This is a genomic window from Microbacterium sp. AC215 (genome assembly GCF_979258645.1).
This window is the reverse complement of the sequence record NZ_OZ409869.1, coordinates 3,754,423-3,772,215: the sequence shown is the minus strand read 5'-3', so window position 1 is coordinate 3,772,215 and position 17,793 is coordinate 3,754,423. Positions and strand designations below refer to the sequence as shown.

The 17,793-nt window shown below is 69.3% G+C and carries 16 protein-coding genes and 1 riboswitch; of the genes, 2 read left to right on the top strand and 14 right to left on the bottom strand.

What is annotated here, in order from left to right:
- The first annotated feature begins 118 nt into the window (after nucleotides 1-118).
- Nucleotides 119-1,465 carry a CoA transferase gene (locus ACZZZF_RS18415; RefSeq protein ID WP_463499895.1) on the top strand — a complete coding sequence of 449 codons (1,347 nt, stop codon included), beginning with the start codon at nucleotides 119-121 and terminating at the stop codon, nucleotides 1,463-1,465.
- Here ACZZZF_RS18415 and ACZZZF_RS18410 read toward each other — a convergent pair.
- The 4 genes from ACZZZF_RS18410 to ACZZZF_RS18395 all read right to left on the bottom strand — a co-directional run bounded on the left by ACZZZF_RS18410 (nucleotide 1,450) and on the right by ACZZZF_RS18395 (nucleotide 5,185).
- Nucleotides 1,450-2,247, bottom strand: a complete 798-nt coding sequence (locus tag ACZZZF_RS18410) for a DUF4184 family protein (RefSeq protein ID WP_463499894.1) — start codon at nucleotides 2,245-2,247, stop codon at nucleotides 1,450-1,452. The genes ACZZZF_RS18415 and ACZZZF_RS18410 overlap by 16 nt on opposite strands.
- 94 nt (nucleotides 2,248-2,341) lie before the next feature.
- Entirely contained in the window at nucleotides 2,342-3,643 is a 1,302-nt protein-coding gene (tyrS, locus tag ACZZZF_RS18405; RefSeq protein ID WP_157557429.1) for a tyrosine--tRNA ligase, read from the bottom strand.
- 52 nt (nucleotides 3,644-3,695) lie between these two features.
- Nucleotides 3,696-4,544: a hypothetical protein gene (locus ACZZZF_RS18400; RefSeq protein ID WP_463499892.1), complete on the bottom strand. Its 849-nt coding sequence runs from the start codon at nucleotides 4,542-4,544 to the stop codon at nucleotides 3,696-3,698.
- A complete protein-coding gene (locus ACZZZF_RS18395; RefSeq protein WP_053096866.1) occupies nucleotides 4,541-5,185 on the bottom strand; it encodes a SatD family protein in 645 nt (214 codons plus the stop codon). Before ACZZZF_RS18395 ends, ACZZZF_RS18400 begins: the two co-directional genes overlap by 4 nt.
- A gap of 59 nt (nucleotides 5,186-5,244) precedes the next feature.
- Between ACZZZF_RS18395 and ACZZZF_RS18390 the strand changes: the two genes are divergently transcribed.
- Entirely contained in the window at nucleotides 5,245-5,844 is a 600-nt protein-coding gene (locus ACZZZF_RS18390) for a DUF1349 domain-containing protein (RefSeq protein ID WP_463499890.1), read from the top strand.
- A 50-nt stretch (nucleotides 5,845-5,894) separates the two neighbouring features.
- Here ACZZZF_RS18390 and argH read toward each other — a convergent pair whose 3' ends face one another.
- From argH to ACZZZF_RS18340, 10 genes are all read right to left on the bottom strand, one after another.
- Nucleotides 5,895-7,325: an argininosuccinate lyase gene (gene argH / locus ACZZZF_RS18385; RefSeq protein WP_463499888.1), complete on the bottom strand. Its 1,431-nt coding sequence runs from the start codon at nucleotides 7,323-7,325 to the stop codon at nucleotides 5,895-5,897.
- On the bottom strand, nucleotides 7,325-8,254 hold the full coding sequence (gene argF / locus ACZZZF_RS18380; RefSeq protein WP_463499886.1) for an ornithine carbamoyltransferase: 930 nt from the start codon (nucleotides 8,252-8,254) through the stop codon (nucleotides 7,325-7,327). Before argF ends, argH begins: the two co-directional genes overlap by 1 nt.
- On the bottom strand, nucleotides 8,251-9,462 hold the full coding sequence (locus tag ACZZZF_RS18375; RefSeq protein ID WP_463499884.1) for an acetylornithine transaminase: 1,212 nt from the start codon (nucleotides 9,460-9,462) through the stop codon (nucleotides 8,251-8,253). Before ACZZZF_RS18375 ends, argF begins: the two co-directional genes overlap by 4 nt.
- Nucleotides 9,459-10,376: an acetylglutamate kinase gene (argB, locus tag ACZZZF_RS18370; RefSeq protein ID WP_053096875.1), complete on the bottom strand. Its 918-nt coding sequence runs from the start codon at nucleotides 10,374-10,376 to the stop codon at nucleotides 9,459-9,461. The genes ACZZZF_RS18375 and argB overlap by 4 nt, the downstream gene beginning before the upstream one ends.
- Complete coding sequence (gene argJ, locus ACZZZF_RS18365) at nucleotides 10,373-11,530, bottom strand: bifunctional glutamate N-acetyltransferase/amino-acid acetyltransferase ArgJ (protein ID WP_463499882.1); 1,158 nt, start codon at nucleotides 11,528-11,530, stop codon at nucleotides 10,373-10,375. Before argJ ends, argB begins: the two co-directional genes overlap by 4 nt.
- Nucleotides 11,527-12,579, bottom strand: a complete 1,053-nt coding sequence (gene argC / locus ACZZZF_RS18360) for an N-acetyl-gamma-glutamyl-phosphate reductase (protein ID WP_295104141.1) — start codon at nucleotides 12,577-12,579, stop codon at nucleotides 11,527-11,529. The genes argJ and argC overlap by 4 nt, the downstream gene beginning before the upstream one ends.
- 244 nt (nucleotides 12,580-12,823) lie before the next feature.
- The gene (locus tag ACZZZF_RS18355) at nucleotides 12,824-14,974 is read right to left on the bottom strand and encodes a bifunctional hydroxymethylpyrimidine kinase/phosphomethylpyrimidine kinase (RefSeq protein ID WP_463499880.1); all 2,151 of its coding nucleotides are present in this window, start codon (nucleotides 14,972-14,974) and stop codon (nucleotides 12,824-12,826) included.
- A complete protein-coding gene (thiM, locus tag ACZZZF_RS18350) occupies nucleotides 14,971-15,819 on the bottom strand; it encodes a hydroxyethylthiazole kinase (RefSeq protein ID WP_463499878.1) in 849 nt (282 codons plus the stop codon). The genes ACZZZF_RS18355 and thiM overlap by 4 nt, the downstream gene beginning before the upstream one ends.
- A riboswitch (TPP riboswitch) is annotated at nucleotides 15,810-15,903 on the bottom strand. (Overlaps the previous gene by 10 nt.)
- 21 nt (nucleotides 15,904-15,924) lie before the next feature.
- On the bottom strand, nucleotides 15,925-16,887 hold the full coding sequence (locus ACZZZF_RS18345; RefSeq protein WP_463499876.1) for an NAD-dependent epimerase/dehydratase family protein: 963 nt from the start codon (nucleotides 16,885-16,887) through the stop codon (nucleotides 15,925-15,927).
- 62 nt (nucleotides 16,888-16,949) lie between these two features.
- Nucleotides 16,950-17,666, bottom strand: a complete 717-nt coding sequence (locus ACZZZF_RS18340; RefSeq protein ID WP_463499875.1) for a DUF402 domain-containing protein — start codon at nucleotides 17,664-17,666, stop codon at nucleotides 16,950-16,952.
- Nucleotides 17,667-17,793 lie beyond the last annotated feature (127 nt).

Here is a 17,793-nt window from a genome sequence, read left to right as displayed (position 1 = left end):
TGGGGTTCTGGCAAATCGGGCCACCACCCCCGGGCGTGTCGCCGCACCAGGTGGCAACACTTTTCCCAGTCCAGCGCCGGTATTCCGCCGAGATCGCCGCCACGAGTACGATCGCAGCGTGACCCAGCTGCCGAATCGCGCCCCCTCCGCTGCTCTGTTGGACCGCGTGTGGTCCGCCCTCGGGCTCGCGCCGGTGGAGGTCGATTCCGGCGCCCCCTTCGTTCACGCCGTGCCTCTCGAGTCGCGCCTCGCGACGGCGGATCTGGCCTGGGCGAGCGTTCGGGCCGCGTGTCTGGCGGCCGGCGTCGACTCCCTCCCCGACCCCGATCGCATCGCCGTCGCGTACCGGAGCGATCGGGTGCTCACCGTCGACGGACGCGCCCCCGATGTCTGGTCCCCGTACTCGGGATTCTTCCGGGCGTCCGACGGGTGGATCCGCACCCATGGCAACTACCCCCACCACGCGATGCGCCTTCTGACCGGTCTCGGGCTCGGAATCGACGCAGCGGGCGAAGATGTCAGAGCGGCCATCCTGACTCAGTCGGCCGCCGACGCTGTCGATCGGATCGTCGATGCGGGCGGACTCGCCGTGCCCGTGCGGCCGGAGAACCCCATCCACGACGCTCAGCTGCGGTCCGCTCCCCTGCTCCAGGTCGATCGGATTCCCTCCCCGAGCGGCGAGGCGCCGCGCCGGCGAGACGGCGACGATCGTCGTGCACCACTCACCGGCATCCGCGTGCTCGATCTCACCCGGGTGATCGCCGGTCCCGTCTGCACCCGCACGCTCGCACTGCTGGGAGCAGACGTGCTGCGCGTCGATCCCCCGCAGCTGCCCGAGCCCGAGTGGCAGCACTTCGACACCGGTCACGGGAAGCGATCGACGCTGCTCGACGCCGGAACCGAGCGTTTCGACCAGCTGCTCGCCGAGGCTGACGTCGTCGTCCTCGGGTACCGACCGGCAGCCCTCGCGCGACTCGGCCTCTCCGCATCCGCCCTGATCGAGCGGCACCCGAGTCTGGTGATCGCGGAGCTCAGTGCGTGGGGCGACGACCACCCCTCTCGCGCAGGGTTCGACAGTCTGGTGCAAGCGGAGTCCGGGATCGCCATGATCGAGACGCCGGACGGCGACCGCCCGGGGGTCCTCCCCGCGCAGGCCCTCGATCACAGTGCCGGGTACCTGCTCGCAGCCTCGATCATCTCGCTGCTCGAGCGGCGCCGTCGAGAAGGTGGTGGCTGGGTGGTGCGCACGTCGCTGCGTCGAGTGGCCGCCGAGCTTCTCGGAATGCCACGGTCCTCGGGATCGCGATCGGTACCGGCGTCGGAGCGGGAACGGGTGCTGGACATCGCCGCCCACACCGCGACGTTCGACGTCGCAGGGCAGACGATCACCACGGCGCGATCGGCGCTTCCCGGCCTCGACCTCACCGCCCCCCATCGCTGGGGATCCGATCAGCCCCGCTGGTGAATGCGCCGGAACACCGGCAGCGACAGACAGAGCACGAGAGTGAGCACGCCCCACAGGGCGGACGCCGGCACCAGCATCCGGTAGGCCAGATGCTGGTAGGTGAACTCCTCGGTGAACGGCCCGTAGCCGGCGTAGCCGAGGGCCCACGCCGTGATCAGCACCACGGGAAGTGACAGCCACCAGGCGATTCGGACGCCCGAAGGCAGCACGCGGTCGACTCGTTCGCGGGGATCAGCGCGGTTCACCCGGAGAATCCCCCAGATGCCGATCACGAGCAGGCCGATCACGCTCGAGCCGTACTGCAGCCACTTGTATCCGGTGAACGGCCCCCACACATCGTCGAGCGCGGGAAGCACAGCGACGCCCCAACGCCCCTCGTGCGTGAAAAGATCCCAGACGATGTGCGACAGCACTCCCAGTACCAGCGATGCCGCGAGCATCGCCGGGTACAGCCGATCTCGAGCACCGACGCCGACGGCGGCTCGGGCCGCTTCGACGCCGGACTGCGACCAGTCGACAGGGACCCGCCGAGCCAGCCAGAGCGGAGAGAGCTCACCGACGGCCGGGCGCAGCACGACGCGCCACAGCAGGAACAGCACGAAAGCGACCAGCGCGGTCCACACGACGTTGCCGAATGAGTGGGTGAACGAGTACGGGAGGCCGACCCCGCGGATGAACAGCGGAAGGTCGGGCGTCATGGCGCCGATCGCGATCGCGGCGGGCACGAGCGGCGTGCGGATGAACGGGAGGGCGACCACTGCATGACTCGGCGTGAACGGCATCGGCAGGCTCCTGTCGAGTGTGAACGGTGGAAGCGTGACGGCGGCCGTCCGAGGACTCTCAGACGACCGCCGTCAGGCGATCAGGGTCGGACGTTCACGCGAGGAAGACACCTGCGAGGGTCTTCTTGCCGCGGCGGAGCACAGAAACCCCACCGGGCAGAGATCCCTTGACGGTGGCTGCATCGTCTTCGACACGCGATCCGTCGAGCGACACTCCGCCCTGGCTGATCGCGCGTCGCGCTTCGGACGAGCTGGAGACCAATCCCGTGGCGACGAGCGCATCGACCACCGACGACCCGGAATCGACCGTCGCGTTCGGCAGCTCTTCGAGCGCCGTGCGCAAGGTCGACGCGTCGAGGGCAGTCAGGTCGCCCTGTCCGAACAGGGCCTCGGATGCCGCGATCACCGCAGCGGCCGCATCGATGCCGTGCACGGTGGCGACGACCTCGAGCGCGAGACGCTTCTGTGCGGCGCGACGGAAGGGCTCGGACTCGACCAGCGCCTCGTACTCCTCGATCTCGGCGCGGGTGAGGAAGGTGAAGACCTTCAGCCTGCCGATCACGTCGGCATCCGCGGTGCTCAGCCAGAACTGGTACATCCGGTACGGACTGCACATCTCGGGGTCGAGCCAGATCGCGTTCCCCTCGCTCTTGCCGAACTTGGTCCCGTCGCTGTTCGTGATCAGCGGTGTGCCGATCGCGTGCGCCGACGCACCCTCGGCACGACGGATGAGGTCGGTGCCGCTGGTCAGGTTCCCCCATTGGTCGGAGCCGCCGGTCTGCAGGACGCAGTCGTACTGACGGTAGAGCTCGAGGAAGTCCATCCCCTGCAGGATCTGGTAGCTGAACTCCGTGTAGCTGATGCCCTCGTCGGAGTTCAGTCGCGCGGCGACCGCATCCTTCTTGAGCATGGTCCCGACGCGGTAGTGCTTGCCGATCTCCCGCAGGAAGTCGATCGCCGACAGCGGCGCCGTCCAATCGAGATTGTTGACGATGCGGGCGGCGTTCTCGCCCTCGAAGCTCAGGTAGCGCTCGACCTGCGTCCGCAGGCGTCCCACCCACTCCTCGACGGTCTCGCGAGTGTTGAGCGTGCGCTCGGCCGTGGGGCGCGGGTCGCCGATCAGACCGGTGGAGCCGCCGACGAGACCGAGCGGCTTGTGGCCGGCGAGCTGGATGCGACGCAACGTCAGCAGCTGCACCAGGTTGCCCAGATGCAGGCTGGGAGCAGTCGGATCGAAGCCGCAGTAATACGTGATCGGGTCCCCGGCGAGAAGGGCGCGCAGCGCCTCCTGGTCAGTGGACACGTGGACGAGGCCGCGCCACAGCAGTTCGTCCCACACGTTCTCGAACGTGGGGTCGATCGCCGGCGGGGCGGTCGTCAGAGCGGTATTCGACACGCGCCCCAGGCTATCAGCGGTGAGGGTCGGTGAATCGCCGGGCCGCCGTGGATCAGGTGTGCGCCGCCCACCACACGAGGAACGCCGCGCCCAACCCGATGACCCAGCTGACGAGACTGCCGACGAGGAAGTACTCGGCCCTGGCACCTGTCTCACCGTCGCGGGAGATCTCAGGGAAGCGCACGATCCCCTTCGCCGCCAGCATCGCGGCGAGGATCGGATACGCCGCAGCCAGGGTGAGCAGCATCACCAGGATGCGCTCGAGCGGGCCGATCAGTCGACCGCCCTTGAATCCCGCGCGCGGGTCGCGCAGAGCCGTGGCTTCATCCGGTCGGCCCGGCTTGTCCGCCATCGTGGCGTCGGTCGACTCCCTGCCGCCGATCGCGTCGCCGGGCGTGGTGGCCTCGGGCGCCGCAGGTTCCGCGTCGACCTCGTCGCGCATCGCCGATCGACGCAGTTCAGCCGGTCGCCAGGTGTGCTCACCGTCGAGCGCTGCGCGCACCACGAGGTTCGCCGACTCGAGGAGGAAGACCCCGGTGCCGAGCGTCAGGATCGCAAGATCGAACGGGACGTCGCCGAACGGTGAACGGAGGTTCCACACGGTGCCGATCAGGCCGGCATCAGTGCGCGCCCCCAGCCATACGACCGATCCGATGCTCACGAGACCGAGCAGCACCGCGGGCCAGAACCCGAGCGGTGCGCGGCGCTCCGACGGCATGCACCATACCCAGAGCGCTCCGACCACGAGCCCTGCGAGCATGGGCAGCAGCGCGTCGCTCACGCTGCCGAGCAGCAGGAACATCACGGCCACCGTCAGGTACCCGGCCCATCGATGCGGAGCGAACTGGCGGACGAGATCGGCGGATCCGACCGCGAGCAGGATGAATCCGGCGACGATCATGCGCTCGCTCCCCTCAGCGCGACCGCACCTTCGATGAGTGCGGCGCTGCCGGCGTTGCGCAACGACTTCGAGACGCTGGGCTGCGAGATGCCCTCTTCGGCGGCGAGGTCGTGCTGCGATCTGCCGACCATCCGTCCGTAGGTGAGGCGGCGCTCGCGCTCGTTCATGGCGCCGACCAGCTCGTCACGGACGAGGAGGTAGGCGTTCGATGCTGCGATCACGCTCTCCATGACCTCATCCTGCCCCGGGGCTCCGACAATCCAGATCCGGGTGCGCGGCACGGTGCGTGCCTCTCTCGCGTGGACGGTCTCGATCGCCGCGCGCGCCGCATACCACCCCGGCCCGTCGGCGAGCTCGCCGTGGACGGAGTCGACGGTGCGCACCTCGCCGATCCCGATGCCGAAACGGAAGGCGATGCCGTCGGGAAGAGCGAGCTGGATCATGAGAAGCGACACCAGAGCGTCTTCGAGCCGAAGATAGACACCCTGCTGCTCATCCCCCACCGTGGGGGTGAGCGGGTGATGTGCCAGAGGCAGGTCGGCCTCCACCCGAGCGATCGTGTCATCGAGCACGCGCTGCGCCGCCGTGCGATCGTCGAGCTTGCGCGATCCCACGATGTCGGCGAGTACGGCGATGACCATGTGATAACCGTATCACGAATAACTAATATTTATGCCCTATTAGGTTATATGCTCGGAACATGCCTGAATCAGACATCATCCGGTGGGACGAAGGTTCCTGGACCCACTCACCCGCCGCACTCACCACGATCTCCGCCGACGGGGTCGAGCACCTGGACGTGACCGCCGCGGAAGGCAGCGACGCCTGGCGACACACGGCGTACGGATTCGTCCACGACACCGAGCACGCGCTGCTGGCTCCCCTGGCCGTGGGCGAGGCGATGGACGTCTCATTCCGCGCGCCATGGGACGGCCAGTTCGACCAGGCAGGAGTCTTCGTGCGCATCGACGACGAGCACTGGATCAAAGCGGGCATCGAGTACGCCGACGAGCACCTCGGACTCGGCGCCGTCGTCACCGACATCCGCTCCGACTGGTCCGTCGGATACGTCGACGACTGGCACGGCCGAGAGATCACCGTCCGCGTGAGCCGGTGGCCGGACGCGGTGATCGTGCGCGCACGCACGGACGACGAGGACTGGCGACTGGTTCGCGTCGCTCCGTTCACCGGCGACGCCGCTGCATCCGCCGGCCCGTTCCTCGCCGGCCCGACCCGCGCCGGACTCGTCGTGCGCTTCACCCGGTGGACGAGGTCGACCGCCGACGTCGCGCTGCACTGAGGAGCCCCGCTGGTCGCCGCACATCGCGTCGACCGGCGGTGCACAACCGACTACAGGCCCAGGGCGTGCGCCGCAGCCTGGGCTCTGGCGACGAGCTCGGCACGCTGCTCGGCGACTCGGACGGGAGCCGTTCCCCCGGCTCCGGTGCGCGATCCCACGGAACCCTCGATCGTGAGAACCTCACGCACCTCGGGGACCAGATGCGGAGAGACCGAGAGCAGCAGCTCGTCGGAAGCGTCCTCGAGACCGATCCCCTGTTCTTCGCAGGCCCGCACGAGCGCGCCCGAGATCTCGTGCGCGTCGCGGAACGGCACCCGGCGCTTCACGAGCCACTCGGCGACATCGGTCGCGAGCGAGAATCCCTGGGGGGCGAGTGCCGCCATCCGCTCGGTGTCGAAGCGCAGCGTCGCGATCATGCCGGCGAACGCGGGAAGCACGACCTCGAGGGTCTGGACCGAATCGAAGACCGGCTCCTTGTCCTCCTGCAGGTCGCGGTTGTAGGCCAGCGGGAGGCCCTTGAGCGTCGCCATGAGCCCCGACAGATTGCCGATCAGGCGCCCCGACTTTCCGCGAGCGAGCTCCGCGATGTCGGGGTTCTTCTTCTGCGGCATGATGCTCGACCCCGTCGAGTACCCGTCGTGCAACGTGACGAAGCCGAACTCGCGTGTGTTCCAGAGGATGATCTCCTCGCTCAGGCGCGAGATGTCGACACCCGTCATCGCCGTGATGAAGGCGAACTCGGCGACGACGTCGCGTGCCGCGGTGCCGTCGAGCGAGTTCTCCGCCGGTCGATCGAGTCCGAGTTCCGATGCGACCAGCGCAGGATCGAGTCCGAGGGTCGAGCCCGCGAGCGCTCCCCCGCCATACGGCGAGACGCCTGCGCGACGACGCCAGTCGACGAGACGCTCGAGCTCGCGCACGAGCGGCCAGCCATGGGCCTGGAGGTGGTGCGCGAGGAGCACCGGCTGCGCGTGCTGCAGATGCGTGCGGCCGGGGAGGATCGCGTCGGGGTGGGCCTCGGCCTGCGCGACGAGCGCGTCGATGACACGGAGGATGTCGCGCGCGATCACTCGAGCGTGATCGATCAGGTACATGCGCACGAGAGTGGCGATCTGATCGTTGCGGCTGCGTCCGGCGCGCAGGCGTCCGCCCAGTTCGGGACCGAGCTCGGCGATCAGCGCCTGCTCGAGCGCACCGTGCACGTCCTCATCGGAGGGGACGGGCTGCAGCGTGCCGTCGGCGACCTTGCGCGCCACGGCATCGAGCCCCTCATGCATCCTGGCCGCCTCAGCAGGTTCGAGGTAGCCGGCAGCCGCGAGCGCCGTCGCGTGCGCATGCGAGCCCGCGATGTCGTACGGGGCGAGGATCCAGTCGAAATGCGTCGATCTGCTGAGCTCGACGAGCTCGGGCGACGGCCCGCTCGCGAAGCGGGCGCCCCACAGTGCGCCTTCGTTCGTGCCTTCGTTCTTCGAGTCGACCATCACGCGTCCTTCTTGCCGAGCAGCCAGACGAGCAGGGCCTTCTGCGCGTGGAGACGGTTCTCGGCCTCATCCCAGACGACGCTCTGCGGTCCGTCGATGACCTCGGAGTCCACCTCGTAGCCGCGGTCGGCGGGAAGGCAGTGGATGAAGATGGCCTCGGAATCGGCGATCTCCATCGTCTCGGGGGTCACCTTGTAGCCGCCGAGATCGCGGATGCGCGCGAGCTTCTCCTCCTCCTTGCCCATCGACACCCACGTGTCGGTGACCACGACGTCGGCGCCGGCCGCAGCCTCGACCGCATCCGTGAACAGCGTGATCGAGCCGCCGGTCTCCGCAGCCCGGCGGTCGGCCGCCTCGACGACGTCGCCGCGCGGGGCGTACTCCGCAGGTGACGCGATGCGCACATGCATGCCGGCAGTGACACCGGCCAGTGCGTAGGAGTGCGCCATGTTGCTCTGCCCGTCGCCGAAGAACGTCAGGGTCAGCCCCTTGAGCTCACCCTTGTGCTCTCGGATCGTGAGCAGGTCGGCGAGCAGCTGGCACGGGTGGAAGTCGTCCGAGAGGGCGTTGACGACTGGCACCGTGGTGCCGGCGGCCATCTCCTCGAGCCCCGCCTGCGCATAGGTGCGCCAGACGATCGCCGCGACCTGGCGCTCGAGAACCCGCGCGGTGTCGGACGGCGTCTCCTTGCCGCCGAGCTGGCTGCTCGCGGTCGAGATGATCAGCGGCGTGCCGCCGAGGTCGGCGATGCCCACCGCGAAGGAGACGCGGGTGCGGGTGGACGACTTGTCGAAGATCACCGCGACCGTCTGGGGACCGGCGAGAGCCTTGTTCGCCCAGCGGTCCTTCTTCAGCTCGATGGCGAGATCGAGGATCTCCGCCTGCTCGGCGGGGGTCAGATCGTCGTCACGCAGCAGGTGGCGGGTCATGCGAGGGCCTTTCCGGATTCGGCGAGGGATGTCTGTACGTCAGCGAGCGAATCGGCGAAGAGCTTGCGGAACTCGGCGAGTTCAGCGTCTCCGATCGTGAGAGCCGGGGCGATGCGCACCGTCTCGGGGTTGGCTGCGTTCACGATGAGGCCGCGCTCCTGAGCAGCGGCGACCACGTCGTTCGCGACGGGGGCGCCGAGTGCCACTCCGATGAGGAGCCCTCGGCCACGCACTCCCGTGACGAGGGGCGAGTCGATGTCCGCGATGATCTGTCGGATCTCCTCGCCTCGACGCGCAGCGTTCTCGACGAGTCCGGCGTTCTCGATCTCGGTGAGCACGGCGTCGGCGACGGCGGTGGCCAGCGGGTTGCCGCCGAACGTCGATCCGTGCGAACCCGGCGTGAAGAGCGAGCTCGCCGCACCGTAGGTGACGAGAGCGCCGATCGGGAAGCCTCCCCCGATGCCCTTCGCGAGCGTGATCGCGTCAGGGGTGATGCCCTCGTGGCTGAAGCCGAACCAGGCCCCCGTGCGTCCGGCACCCGTCTGGATCTCATCGACGATGAGCAGCGCCCCGTGCTTCAGCGTGAGCGAACGGGCGGCCTGCAGATAGCCGTCCGGAAGCTCGACCACGCCGGCCTCGCCCTGGATCGGCTCCACGATGACGGCGGCGACCCGGTCGTCGATCGCGGCTTCCAGAGCCTCGACGGTCGTCGGGATGTGCTCCACTCCCCCGGGCATCGGCTCGAACGGCGCGCGCATCGCGGCCTTGGCCGTCAGCGCGAGTGACCCCATCGTGCGCCCGTGGAATCCGTTCTCGAGTGCGAGGATGCGCGGCTTGTCCGTTCCCCCGTGGAGTCGGGCGAGCTTGAACGCCGCTTCGTTCGCCTCGGCGCCGGAGTTCGAGAAGAACACGCGGCCGTCGATCCCGGCGCCCGCGAGGCGCTTCAGCCGTGCGGCGAGCGCGAGCTGCGAGGGCGTCGCGAAGTAGTTCGACACGTGCGCGAGAGTCGCGGCCTGTCTCGACACGGCCTCGACGAACACCGGGTGCGCGTGACCGAGCGAGGTCACCGCGATGCCGGCGAGGAAGTCGAGGTGGCGCTTGCCCTCGGAGTCCCAGAGGTAGGACCCCTCGCCTCGTGTGAGCATCGCCAGGCGCGGGCCCGCGTTGAGGACCAGATCGCTCGCTGCGTCATCCTGCCAGTTGCTCATGCGTTCATCCCTGCGCTTCCCAAGACCACTTCAGTTCCGATTCCCTTGCTGGTGAAGAGTTCGACGAGCACCGAGTGCGGCACGCGTCCGTCGATGATCGCGGCGGCATCCACGCCGCCTTCGATCGCATCCAGGCAGGCCTTCATCTTCGGGATCATGCCGGATTCGAGTGTCGGCAGCATCTCGATGAGAGCCTCCGAGGTGAGGTGCGACACGAGCGAGTCGCGGTTGGGCCAGTCGGCATAGAGCCCCGGCACGTCGGTGAGGATGACGAGCTTGCGAGCGTTGAGCGCCACGGCGAGGGCTGCCGCCGCGGCATCCGCGTTCACGTTGAGCGACTGGCCGGGGTGATCGAGGTCGGGCGCGATGCTCGAGACGACAGGCACGCGTCCCGCCGCGAGGTGATCGAGCACGGGCGTCGGGTCGACCTCCACGACGTCGCCGACGCGTCCGAGGTCGATCTCCTCGCCGTCGATCACGACACCGCGACGACGACCGCCGAACAGGCCGGCGTCCTCCCCGCTCAGCCCGGTGGCGATCGGACCGTGCGAGTTGATCTTCGAGACGAGCTGCGGGTTCACCTGGCCGGTGAGGACCATGCGCACGACACTGATCGCCTCGGTGTTGGTGACCCGGTAGCCGCCCTTGAACTCGCTCGGGATCTCGAGTCGCTGGAGCATGTCGGAGATCTGCGGTCCGCCGCCGTGCACGACGACCGGCAGCACGCCGACGTAGCGCAGGTACGCGATGTCCTGTGCGAACGCCTCCTGCAGCTCGTCGGAGACCATCGCATTGCCGCCGTACTTGACGACGACGATCTGGTCGCGGAACTTCTTCAGCCACGGGAGCGACTCGATGAGCGTCGCGGCCTTCACGGCGGCGACGTCCGGGGTGGTGTCCTGAATGTCGGTCATGAGGCGTAGGCGCTGTTCTCGTGCACGTAATCGTGGGTGAGGTCGTTCGTGAGGATCGTCGCGGTGGCATCGCCGACCTTGAGATCGATCACGAGATGCGTGGCACGCGGGGTGAGGTCGACCTCCTCGCGCGGACGGTCGGGGCCGCCCTCGCTGCACACCCGGACGCCGTTCATCCAGACGTCGACGTCGTACGGGTCGAACTGGGCGTTCGTGGTGCCGATCGCTGCGAGCACCCGCCCCCAGTTGGGGTCGTTGCCGAAGATGGCGGCCTTGAAGAGATTGTTGCGCGCGACGGAGCGGCCGACCTCGACCGCCTCCGCCTCGGTCGCGGCGTGCTGCACCTCGATGGTGATGTCGTGGCTGGCCCCCTCGGCATCGCCCTGCAGCTTGACCGCGAGCTCCTGGCACAGCTCTGCCAGCGCGGCGGAGAAGTCCTTGAGGTCGGGCACCACCTCGGAAGCGCCGTTCGCGAGCAGTGTGACCTGATCGTTGGTCGACATGCATCCGTCCGAATCGAGGCGGTCGAACGTCGTGCCGGTGGCGAATCGCAGCGCGGCATCCGCCTCGAGAGGCTCGAGCACGGCATCCGTCGTGATGACGACGAGCATCGTGGCGAGCCCGGGAGCGAGCATGCCCGCTCCCTTGGCCATGCCGCCGATGGTCCAGCCGTCTCGGCTGACCACGGCGGTCTTCGACACGCTGTCGGTGGTCATGATGGCCTCGGCCGCGACCTCGCCGCCGTCTGTCGACAGCTCGGCGATCGCCTGTTCGGTGCCCGAGAGGACCTTGCCCCGGAACACCTCGTCACCGACTCCGATGAGGCCGGTCGAGCACACGAGCACGTCGCCGGCGCCGACGCCGAGCAGCTCGGCCGCCTTCTCTGCGGTCTGGTGCGTCGTCTGGAAGCCGAAGCTGCCGGTGAAGCAGTTCGCGCCTCCGGAGTTCAGCACGACGGCCTCGACCACGCGATCGGCGACGGCCTGCTGCGACCAGATGATGGGGTTCGCCTTGGCGCGGTTGCTGGTGAACACGGCCGCACCGACCTTGCGCGGGCCGCGATTGACCACGACGGCGACATCGGGCTTTCCGGTCGATTTGAGACCTGCGGCGACTCCGGCCGCTTCGAATCCTGCGGGGGCGGTGACGCTCACGGCGCGACTCCGTTCACTGAGAGGGCGCGGGACTCGGGCAGCCCCAGCGCGAGGTTCATGGATTGGACGGCAGCGCCGGCGGTGCCCTTGACGAGGTTGTCGACCGCGGTGACCACCGTCACGCGGTTCGCCGCGCGATCGATCGCGAGACCGATCAGGGCGGTGTTCGCACCGAGGACATCGGCCGTGCGCGGGAACTGACCGGCGGGCAGCAGCTGCACGAAGGTCTCGTCGCCGTAGGCGTCCTCCCAGGCGGCGCGGATCTCCGCATCGCTGACATCGCCGACGATCGGCGCGGTCGAGGTGGCGAGGATGCCCCGCGACATCGGAACCAGCACAGGCGTGAACGAGATGCGGATGCCGTCGGCTGGGGAGCCGGATGCCGCGGCGAGCGCCTGGCGGATCTCCGGGATGTGCCGGTGCGTGCCCCCGACCGCGTAGGGATTGGCTGTGCCGAGGATCTCGCCGGCGAGCAGGTTGGTCTTGAGGCTCTTCCCCGCTCCGGACGGGCCGACGGCGAGCACCGAGACGATGTCCCCCGCGTCGATCACCCCTGCGGCGACCCCGGGGGCCAGGCTCAGGCTCACGGTCGAGGCGTTGCAGCCGGGAGCGGCGATGCGCTTCGCCTCGCGCAGCGTCTCGCGCTGCTTGACACCGCCGACGAGCAGCTCGGGAACGCCGTAGGCCCACGGTTCGTGGAAGTCGCCGCCGTAGAACGCGTCCCAGGAATCCTGCGACGTCAGTCGGTGGTCCGCTCCCGCGTCGATCACGAGCGGGGTGTCGCCGAGCGCGTCGGTGTACTGCCCGGACTGCCCGTGCGGCAGAGCGAGGAAGACGATGTCGTGCCCGGCGAGCGTCTCGGGCGTGGTGTCCTGCAGGGCGAGGTGTGCGAGCGACCGCAGGTGCGGCTGATGCTGCACGAGCGGTTGACCGGCGTTCGAGTGCGCCGTCACCGTACGGATCTCGATGTCGGGATGAGACGCGAGGAGGCGCAGGATCTCGCCGCCCGCGTAGCCGGATGCGCCGGAGACGGCGACGGAGTACGTCATTCTTCTACCTTAACGGTCGGACCCCTCGGCGAACGCGGGGTGCAGTGTCGGGAACCGGGGCGGCGACACCGGCACTCGACCGCCGTGCGTACGCAGGCAGAAGCGCAGGGTCGCCTAGAGTCGGCGGCCGCTGCGGCGTCGGCGCACGGCGATGACGCTCGGAACGAGCGTCAGAGGAGCGGTGGCGGCCGAAGGCATGCCGCGACGATAGCGCGCTCGTCGCGGCATGCGCAAATCGGGTCCGTCATCCGCCGGACGCGAGGAGTGCCGGCGCCGCGAAGAAGGCGAGTTCGTGCGCGCTGGAGACCTCGAAGGCGCGGAGCATCCGTCGCCGCCCCGCGGCATCCGACTCCGTCGCCGCATGCATCACATGGTCGATCGCCTGCTCCGTCGCCTTCTCGAACGCGGGATCGGCATACGTCGCGAGCCACGACGCGTAGGGATGCTGCGGGTCTCGGGCGTACGCGTCGAACTCCCCCGCGTGCAGGCGGGTTCCGAGATCGGTGTACAGCCAGAAGCATGGCAGCACGGCCGCGATGAGCTCGGCGTAGTCGCCGCCGAAGGCCACGGAGCGCAGGTGGTCGAGGTACGCGACGGTCGCAGGCGCCGGATCGACGGCGAAGGTCGCCGCTTCCACTCCCGCGCCCGGCGCCAGCCACGATGCATGGAGCTCGAGCTCTCCGGTGATCGCCCCCTGCGCCGACTGAGCCCAGAACGCCTGCTCGTGCGGTGTGGGCGCGATCCGCGCGGCCGCTGCGAGCACTCGGGCGTACTCCGGGAGATACAGCGCATCCTGCCGGAGGTAGAAGAGGAACCGTTCGCGGTCGAGAGTCCCGTCGGCCAGAGCGCGGATGAAGGACAGCTCGTCGATGTCGGCCCGCACGTGCGCGATCCGGTCCCACCACCGATCGCGGAGGTCGGCACGCTCGGGTGCGGCCTCGAGTCCCCCTCGTCGCCAGAGGCCGCCGAAGTGGTTCACCGGTCCGTGACCGCTCCCGATGTCGAGCGCATCGCTCTGCCTCAGGGATTCCCGCAGCCAGGTCCTCGCCGATTTCACCGCGTCGACAGGGGACTCCCCTCCGGCGAGGCGGGTGGCGAGGGCCGACGACAGGGAGCATCCGGTGCCGTGCGTGTTGTGTGTCATGATGCGCGACCCGGGATAGCCGTGTCTGACGCCTCCGGCGACATCGATCAACGCGTCCGGAACGTCGTCGCCGTCGAGGTGCCCTCCCTTGACGAGCACCGCCCCGCCGATGCGGGCGGAGAGCTCGGCCCCGGCCTCGAGCGCGTCGTCCCACCCCGTGATCGGACGATCGGAGAGCGCGGCGAGCTCGGCGAGGTTGGGCGTCACGACATGAGCGCGCTCGAGGAGCCCGCGGAGTGCGCGCTCGGCATCCTCATCGAGCAGGCGATCACCGCTGGTCGCGACCATGACCGGGTCGAGCACGACGATCGGCGGACGGACGGCGTCGAGCCAGGCGGCGACGGTGGCGATCACCTCCGTGTTCGCCAGCATCCCGATCTTCACCGCGTCGATGACGATGTCGTCCGAGATGGCATCGAGCTGCTGCCGGAGGAACTCGGCAGGAGGCACGTGCACCGCTCGGACTCCCCTGGTGTTCTGCGCCGTGAGCGCCGTGACAGCCGCCATGCCATAGCCCCCGTTCGCGGCGATCGACTTGAGATCGGCCTGGATCCCCGCCCCGCCCGACGGGTCGCTCCCCGCGATGCTGAGCACGCGAGGTGTGCCCGAAGCCCTCCATCGGCTGAGGAATGCCCGGGCAGTCCTCGTCGGATCGACGGCGGCCCAGATGGCGGAGACGACGGCGAGCCCCGCCGCACCCGCATCCCGAAGGCGCTCGATGTCGTCGATTCCCACGCCGCCGATGGCGACGCATGGCAGTGCGGTCCTCGCGGCGAGCGCACCGAAGCCGTCGATTCCCAGGGCCGGCGGGTGATCCGGCTTGGTGGCGGTGGGACGGATCACGCCGACGCCGAGATAGTCGACCGTTCCCGCCGGCAGCGCGGCCACGGCGTCGAGATGCTCCGACGTGTTCGCCGTCAACCCGATGATCGCCTCGGGTCCCAGCCGCTCGCGTGCCCGCAGCACCGACACGTCGCCCTGGCCGAGGTGCACGCCGTCGACCCGCGCTCCCCTGGCGCGAGCGATCAGCGCCGCCTCGACGCGGTCGTTCACCACGAGCAGTGCACGGCCGTCGATCACCCGAGAGAGCTCGATCAACTGATCGGCGGTCTCGGCATCCGTCGCCTCCTTGTCGCGCAGCTGGACGATGCGCACGCCCCCGTCGACGGCGAGTCGCACCGTCTCCGCGACGCCCCGCGCGCCGCAGAGGGTGGGATCCGTGACGAGGTAGAGGGAGAGGTCCGCGATCACAGCGCGTGCTCCTGCACACGCGCGGCGACGGCGAGGTCCTCCGGCTGCACGGCGGCGAGCGCGTCGAGCAGTGCGACGGCGAAGCTGCCGGGGCCCGGGGCCCGCGCCGCGGCGCGCTCGGCGGCGATCGTGTACACGAGGCTCGCCGCCGAGACGGCGGTGAGCGGATCCGCAGCGGTCGAGCGCGCCGCACCGAGGAACGCCGCCATGACGGCGCCCAGCGCGCATCCGCCGCCGGTGATACGGGTGAGCAGTTCATGACCGTTCGCGATGCGGAGCAATCGTGCTCCGTCCGTCACCAGGTCGACCGGTCCCGACACCGCGACCACCGCGCCGTGCCGCGAAGCGAGTGCGAGTGCCGCTTCGGCCGCGGCATCGGTCGTGTCCGTCGCATCGACGCCGCGCCCTCCAGCGCTGAGCCCCGCGAGGGCGAGGATCTCCGAGGCGTTCCCCCTGATCGCCGTGGGGCGTGCGTCGGCCAGCTCGTGCGCGAGTGCCGTGCGCACCGGCAGCGCGCCGATCGCGACGGGATCCAGCACCCACGGAGTACCTGCGGCGAGGGCTCCTGCGGCGGCTTCACGGCTCGCCGCACGCTGCTCCGGAGTCGGCGTACCGAGGTTGATCAGCACCCCGGAGGCCACCCCGGCGAACATCCCCGCCTCACCGACGATGTCGACCATCGCCGGCGCCGCGCCGAGGGCGAGCAGCACGTTCGCGGTGAAGCCCGTGACGACGCTGTTGGTGATGCAATGGGTCAAGGGTGGGCTGTCGCGCAGCCCTGTCAGGAGCTCAGCCGCCGAGGTGGCCAAGGTCGATTCGGAATCAGGACGCAGACGATCGCTCAACGCGACATCCCTTCGCTAGTACGAACTAGATCAGGTTCGACGGGTCTGTTCTCAGCCGCGGATGCGGCACCCCGTGTCACTGATCGCAGTCTAGCGAGGCCCCGATCAGTCGATCAGCTGCAACAGCGCGAGTTCGTCGGCGCGAGTGAGCCCTGCCCGCCGGTCCCGATCGACGCCGCGCGCCTGCTCGCCATCGACCACGGCGGCGATCGTCTCGTCGAGCGGACGAAGCCGACCTCCTGCCGCGCGGTAGCGGGCGTTCGACCTGGTCATGAATCCGGTCATCTCGCTCGGCAGCCACAGCGGCAGCGACCGCTCCCCCGCCCAATACGCCACACCGTGCTCGACGAGCCAGGCGTCAGATGCCGCGACCGTGTCTCCCCGGTGCCCCGCACGTCTGCGCACGGCGTCGAGGACCTCGACCAGCCGATGCCGATCGCCGATCGTGTTGATCACGCCGGTGGCCCTCGTGATGGCGACGAACTCTGACAGGTCGTCGACGTCGATCACCTGCACGTCGCGCTCCTCGACAGGCGGAAGCAGAACCGGGCCGTCCTCGGCACGCAGAAAAGCGGCAGCCCAATACCCGAAACGATCGCTCGGGTCGTCCGCCCCGACGATCAATCCCGGGCGCACGATCAGGGTGCGGTCGCCGAGTGCACGCACGGCGTCCTCGGCGGCCACCTTCTGCCGGCCGTACTCGTCGTCTCCCCTCTCAGCCGGCGGATGCAGCGTCGCCGACTCGTCTGCACCGACCGTCTCCTCGTCGGAGTATGCCGACATCGACGAGACATACGTCCAGCGGCCCGCTCGCTCACCGAGTGCCGCGACCGCAGCGGAGACGTGGGCCGCGTTCGACGAGACGTCGATCACGTGATCCCACTCCCGACCGGACACCGCATCATAGGCGTCCCTGGTGTCACGATCGGCCAGCACCAGGCTCGCGCCCTCCGGAGACGGTCGTCCTCCGCGCGCCAGGCACATCACCGTCGCCCCGCTCAGGAGCAGCCGTCTGGCGATGAGGCCGGACAGCCAGCCGGTGCCGCCGAGGATCAGAACATCCGTCATGACCCTATGCCACCATCTTCGCCGCGCGAGGGGAAGGGTCTTCCGCTCAGGGCGGATGCCGGTCAGCTCGTGCGAAGATCCGACAGGCCGGACAGTTCCGGGACCGTCCACGAGGGATCCGGGCGCCAGTCGCGCCATTCGGCGTCGAACGGCCAGTCACCGTGATGGAAGGACTCGATCGCCGCGTCCGCGTGTCGTTCGATCTGCGCGGCCTGCTCAGAGGTGAGACGTCCCTGCTCGACGGCCGCGATCACCTCGTCCTCGTCCTTGAGGTGCACCTGACCGTCCGCCTGGATCTCCACGTCGAGGATGTGATCCGATGAATACGTGTCGCGGTCGGTGCGCAGATGCGCGTTCTCGAGATTCACGTACCACCCGGCGAACTCCCACTCGGGACCGCTCACATCGCTCCAGAACAGCCACACCGACCACGCCACACCGGCCGGAGCGATGCGGAGGATGCCGTTGCCCCACCACTCCTCCACGATCCGGGTACGCGGATCGAGCCACCGACGCTCGAGCGGAACGGTCCGGATGCGCTCGCCCGCCGGAGTGCCCTGCCCCTCCTGGAGCGTGCCCGGAGCGAGCCATGCCACCAGACCGCGTTCATCGTCGCGGACCACCCGCATGGGCGTGATGGTCGACGCATCGCCGGGCTGCCAGCCGGGCTTGCGGTAGTGCCAGGAGATCTGGTCGCCGGGTTCGAGGAACGGCGCTTCACCCATCGGTCGGACCTCATCGGGAACCGCCGCGGGAGTGCTGTGGGGCAGGATGCTCATCCCGACACGGTACCTCGCAGGTCCACCGCGCTCAGGTCGGCTCGGCGGCGTCGGCAGCATCCCGAGAGCACACGCGCACGCGGACCGCACCATTCGAGTGCGGTCCGCGTGCGGGTCGGTTCAGGCG